A 6,212-nucleotide genomic window follows, 5' to 3' on the forward strand; every position below is an offset into this window, starting at 1 on the left:
GATTTTCTATCTGTTGCTTTAGCTAAATTGCCAATAATCAATATTAAATAAGTTTTTATTACTAATTCCAGTAAATTTTAAAAAAACATTATGAACACCACTAACACTTTTTACATTACATTGCATTTCTCTCCACTGTTGTTCTCCCCCTGTAGAACTTACATTAAGAGTACCAATAAGTTGACCATCTAGACTATCTAGATGTATTTCTATTTTTCCTCCCACCGTCGATGAAATATTTGCTTTAAATGATTTCGCTCCATTTCTAAAGTCAGCCTTTGATACAGCTAGCCAATCTCCATTATTTATGCTTGTAACATCAAGATTAATGTTTTTTACTATAGTTCCTGCTGCTTGAGATTTTTCAGTTAAAATACCACCATTCCAACCAATTGTTTCAGCTTCTGTCCTCTTATATGGATTAAAATTAGCAACCTGAGGTACCCCTTGCATATCTGCTGTAACGTTATTTATAACACCATTTCCAGAATAACCAAGCTTATTGATATGAGGAGATCGATATCCTTTTGTAACTCCTAAAGCTTTTCCTAAAGTTTGAGCATGATATACTACATACCATTGATTACTAAATTGAAAAACAGCATGATGGTTATTGCCGCCAACTCCAAAAAATGTTCCTGGATTTTTAAGGAAAGTACCCTTATAAGTAAATGGTCCCATAGGATTATCACTTACCATATAAGCGATTTCACCTTTAGGTGGCGTTCCATTTGGATGATTACCAGCAAAATTAGAACAATATGAATAATAATATTTACCATTATATTTATGCACGCCTGAATCTTCAAAAATAAATGGAGCATCAATTACAGCTGCACTACCATCAGTGTGGATCATATCATTATTTAATTTTATAACTCTACTTGTCTTTGGATTTGCAATTTGACTTTGTGTAGGACTATTACCACCTGGTATTCCACCACCAAAATATAGATAACCTGTCCCGTTATCATCTACCAATACTGCTGGATCAAAAAGCCATACGACTCCATTAACTCCAGAAGTACTGTTAGTAATCATGGCTTTTCCAAGAGGATCTGTCCATGGTCCAATTGGGGTATCTGCTGTAAGTACACCGATACTACCTGCATTATTAGCAAAATAAAGGAAGAATTTTTCCTTACCATCTATGACTTTGTGTGTAACTGCTGGTGCCCAAGAATTGCTTGCCCATTTTGCTGCTCCATTTGATCCTGCAACTGGAATTTCCCCATGATCGGTCCAGTTTACCATATCGTCAGATGATATACAGGTTATTGACTTGATATTACTATAATTATTATCAATAACATTTCCGTTATTATACATATAAGCATCACTGCTCATATAAACATATACTCTGCCATTGTAAACCATAACATATGGGTCCGCTCCAAATTTTTGTGTCATAAGAGGATTAGAATACCCTTGAATTTTTGCTACAGCATTTGTATCTGCACTGGCTACTATAGGTGTACTTAATCCAATGCCAAATAATAATGTAAAAGCTAATAAAAGTGAACCTGACCTTTTTAACATTTTTAATTTCCCCCTTTTGAAATAATCTTTTCCTTTCATTTGCCTAAATTTTTTGTTTCTAATTTAAACCTTGTTGGTATAAAAACATACCATTGTAAATTTTCTAACCTCTTAAAGATTTATTAGAAAACGTAAACATTTTTAGAAGCTTGGATTTTATACATCACCTCCACTTTTAGTTTTAATATCCTTAATATTCTTGATAATTATTTTACTTGCAAATTATCTTTAAGATTTTTAATCTTATTGATGTTCGTGGATTATAAAATTACAACTAATACATATTTATACTAAAAAGGAATTAACAAGATTTCACTAAGAATATTGTAATAACATTAACAATTTTCCTACTATTTGACAATATTTTTATCGTAAAACAGCATTTTTTAGGCGTATTTCAATATTTTATTTTTATTTTTAAAATTATATTAAAAAAACAACAAATAACCATATTAGATAATAAATCTATTATGGTTATTTCTTAAATTAAAAACTCTATATTTTATAGGTAATTTTGCCAACTTTTTTTGTTAAGAAGATTAAAAAAGAGAATTTAATAATTTATATCTTCTCCTTCTTAAACGCTTTTCATACATTTTTGTGAATAAATATTAACATAGAATCAGTTGAATTTATAGTTACTTTAGTACTCATATTAGGCAATATATTACTTAAGTAATATATTGCCTAATATGAGTACAATGTTATAATAAAAAAAAAGAAAGGTTATAAAATCTCTATGTATAGAAAGTACTTCGAAATTTTTAAATATTTTCTATTTATATTTATATTTATTCGGACTTATTATTTGTTTCACAATGAAACTCTCAAAACGGTGATGTTATTTGCTCTTATCACTTTAGTTATGGTAAATGACTACACAAGAAAAACTAAATTAACTATAAATTCTGGATATATGTATAATACATCTTTACTTTTTACTATATTTGGAGCTTCGATATTAACATATTTTATAAGAGGATTTGAAACTAATGTTTTTATGACCTTCCCTTTAGCAGAACTTTTACAATCAAAAGGAATAAGACTAAAAATTTTACTTTTAATTCATTTTCTTTTATATTTAATGCTGCTAATTACAGACATAGGAATGTCTAACTACTTGTATAAGCTTCCAAGTTTACTTCCTGCCCTATTTGGTTATTTTGCTTTATGCAGCACAATGTACTCTGAAAAAATATTTCGTGCAGAAAAAGATGAAGTAAATAAATTAAATGAAAAGCTACAGCTTGCAAATATAAAACTCCAACAGTATGCGTTAGAAGTAGAAGCATTAACTGTTTCTAAAGAGAGAACTACGATGGCTCAAGAACTTCATGATTCAGTAGGTCACACTCTAATAGCTCTTATTATGCATTTAGAGTTTGCAACAAAGATGTGTGATATAAAGCCTACAAAAGTGAAAGATGTCTTAATTAAAGCTGAATATATTGCAAAATCCAGCATTAACAGTCTAAGAGACGTAGTTAGTTTACTTAAGGAAGAACGAGAAATAGAGTTTTTTAATGATTCTATTAAGAGTATAATTAATAATTTCCATCTGCTTAATAATATAAAAATTAATTTCAACACAGATGAAGATTTGGACAACCTAAGTTCAATTATTAAAAATTCTATGTGTAGTACCATTAAGGAATCTATAACTAATAGCATAAAACATGGGAAGGCAACGGAAATAACCATAAAAATTTTAAGAAAAAATAATAATATAAATCTTATTTTAACTGATAACGGAATTGGATGTAATAAAATTATAAAATCAACTGGATTACTTGGAATTGAAAATAGAGTAACTTCATTGAATGGATCAGTGAATTACTTTAGTAATGATAACTTTGGCTTTGGTATGTATATATGCATACCAGTATTAACGGAGGAAATATAAATATGATAAATGTTATAGTAGCTGATGATCAAGAACTAGTACGAGAAGGAATAAAGATGATCTTAGGTTTATATGAGGAAATAAACATACTTGGAGAAGCAGAAGATGGAGAGCAACTAATTGCACTTTTGGAAGATTTGCTGCCAGACGTGATTCTTATGGATGTTAGAATGCCTATAATGGATGGTGTTGAAGCCACTAAAATTATTAAAGAAAAATATAAAAATGTAAAAATTATAATACTAACAACCTTTAATGAAGACGAATACATATTTAAAGCAATAAAAAATGGAGCAGATGGTTATCTCCTAAATGATGCTGGGTCAGAATATATAATTAAAGCAATAAAATCAGTTTACAATGGTGCAATGCTACTGGATCCAGAAGTAACAGCAAAAGTAATTAAAGCCTTTAATTCAATTACTAACGAAAATCAAAGTTCTTATGAATCTGATACTCTAAATCATAAATTAGATGTGCTTACACCAAGAGAAATGGATGTTGCAAAGCTAATTGCTCAGGGCAAAAGCAACAAATATATTTGTCAAATTCTCTTTTTAACAGAAGGAACTGTAAAGAATTATGTTACAAGAATACTCGGAAAACTATCACTAAATAGTAGAACTGAGTTAGCATTATATATTAATCAAACTAACTTAGATTCCTTATAACATAGGAAATTAATAACCATAAAACTTATCTTTTATTAGTAAATTAACATTTTTACTATAGAGGTTTAAATCTATTTTACTAGAACAACTTTAAATATATAAAATCAGAAAAGCTTTAAATACATAAAATATATCTTAAAAGTAATTATTCATAATAAAAATATCCCTTAAGCACTTAAAACACATGTTTAGTGCTTTTTATATTGTTTTTTGAATTAAATGTAAATATAATTATCATAAGGTTTTTGTATATTCTAGAAAATAAAACCAATAAAAAACTTTAATCTCCATAAAATTTTAAATTCATTCTAATTTCAATAAAACTAAAAATGTTGTTTAAAAAATTAAATAATTTTACTGTAACAAATTAATTAAAACTTATATCTTTTTATAAATAATTCATTAAATAGATAATTAATGACAATGGCGTCAAAATCTAAATTACACCATTGTCTTTTTTTATATCTGCAAACTGCTTATTAATTTAAAAATTAATACAAAAATATAAGTAGTCATCAGATTATATAAAATTTATTAAATAAAAGTTTTAATCTCAATAAGCATATAAACTTTTTACACAAAATAAGGGGGAATGTAAAGCAAATTAACCTTGTACAAGCAGTATGGACCTTATACTGCAACAGGACTTTCATTATAAATATGTAGATCCTAAAAAGTAAACACAAAAATAAATAAATTGGGGGTATTAAAAATGAAATTTAACAAAATTAAAATCTTAGCATGTTCACTTGTAGTCTTAGGAGGATTAGGATTAACTCCAACTCAAACATTTGCAGCTACTTTACATCCAACTGGGTTAAAGGAATTACATGAAAATATACCTGGTATTAAAACAGTAAAAGATACAAATAACAGAGCAGTATTACCAAAACAAGTTGATTTATCAAGTGAATTCCCAGCAGTAACTAACCAAGGAAATTTAGGAAGCTGTGTTGCATTTGCTACAGGATATGCAGACAAAACTTATCAAGAAAATGTTCAATGGGAATGGGGAGTAAATACAAATGCTCATATATTCAGTCCAGCATATATATACAGCCAAATACATGCTGATTCAAGTGCTGATGGCGGTGGTGCTTATTTCTCTGATGCCTTCAATCTTTTGAAGTCACAAGGATGTACTACATTATCTGATATGCCTTATAATGGTAATTATTATTCTTGGAAAACTAAACCTACAACTAAACAAAAAGCTAATGCAGCTAAATATAAAGCGAAAAGCTGGAGCCAACTTCCAAGTGGAGACTACAATGCAATAAAATCACAGCTTGCTAGTGGAAATCCTGTAGTTATTGGTATATCTGTATATGAAGATTTTGATGATTTAGATGCTAGCAATCCAATTTACGATAAAATCTCTGGTCAAAACAGAGGTGGACATGCAATATGCGTAGTTGGTTATGATGATGCTAAAAAAGCAGTAAAAATAATCAACTCATGGGGTAAAGACTGGGGTATTAACGGTTATGGATGGATTAGTTATGATTTAATAGCTAGTGAAGACATAGAAGCATATGTAATGACTGATGCTGAATAAATCATAGTTTAATTAAAAGCTGAATTAAAATAAAAAGACTCCATTTCAAAAGGGACAGTAGATAGTTTTGTGTAAAAACAAAACTATCTACTGTTTTTTTACATAATCAGTTGGTAGTTTTGGAATAATATACTTTAAAATATTTAAGGAGTGATAATTATGACAAAAGCAATTGATGATGATTTTGATTACAAATCCGAAGTGAAAAAATGTAAGACCATAGATGATGTAATGGGTAAGAATGGATTAATTCAAAGATTAGTTAAAGATGTTCTAGAAAATATTCTAGAAGGTGAAATGGAAGAGCACCTTGGTCGAAATAAATATGAAAGATCAGAAAACAAAGAACCGGCTAAGAAAAATTACCGCAATGGATATAGCACTAAAAACCTCAGAAGCTCCTTCGGTGATGTCGATTTAGACGTACCAAGAGATAGGAATGCAGAATTTGAACCACAGATAATAAAGAAATATGAAACAGTATGTACTGAATTGGACAAAAAAATAATATCACTTTATGCAAAAGGAATGACAACTAGTG

Annotated in this window: 5 protein-coding genes; 4 read left to right on the forward strand and 1 reads right to left on the reverse strand. The window is 28.7% G+C overall.

What is annotated here, in order from left to right; all coding sequences use genetic code 11:
- Nucleotides 1-18: 18 nt before the first annotated feature.
- Nucleotides 19-1,539, reverse strand: coding sequence for a glycoside hydrolase family 43 protein (locus tag CLPUN_RS18485; protein ID WP_077848712.1), 1,521 nt, complete (start codon nt 1,537-1,539; stop codon nt 19-21).
- 865 nt (nt 1,540-2,404) lie between these two features.
- Here CLPUN_RS18485 and CLPUN_RS18490 point away from each other — a divergent pair.
- The 4 genes from CLPUN_RS18490 to CLPUN_RS18505 all read left to right on the forward strand — a co-directional run.
- The gene (locus CLPUN_RS18490; RefSeq protein WP_242954181.1) at nt 2,405-3,442 is read left to right on the forward strand and encodes a sensor histidine kinase; all 1,038 of its coding nucleotides are present in this window, start codon (nt 2,405-2,407) and stop codon (nt 3,440-3,442) included.
- 2 nt (nt 3,443-3,444) lie between these two features.
- A complete protein-coding gene (locus tag CLPUN_RS18495) occupies nt 3,445-4,113 on the forward strand; it encodes a response regulator (RefSeq protein WP_077848714.1) in 669 nt (222 codons plus the stop codon).
- A gap of 712 nt (nt 4,114-4,825) precedes the next feature.
- Nucleotides 4,826-5,671 (forward strand): C1 family peptidase, encoded by an 846-nt coding sequence (locus tag CLPUN_RS18500; RefSeq protein WP_077848715.1) that lies wholly within the window; start codon nt 4,826-4,828, stop codon nt 5,669-5,671.
- 159 nt (nt 5,672-5,830) lie between these two features.
- On the forward strand, nt 5,831-6,212 hold a 382-nt coding region (locus CLPUN_RS18505; RefSeq protein ID WP_198944370.1), incomplete at its 3' end, for a transposase.

Origin of the sequence: Clostridium puniceum, assembly GCF_002006345.1 — a bacterium.
Classification (GTDB): domain Bacteria; phylum Bacillota; class Clostridia; order Clostridiales; family Clostridiaceae; genus Clostridium; species Clostridium puniceum.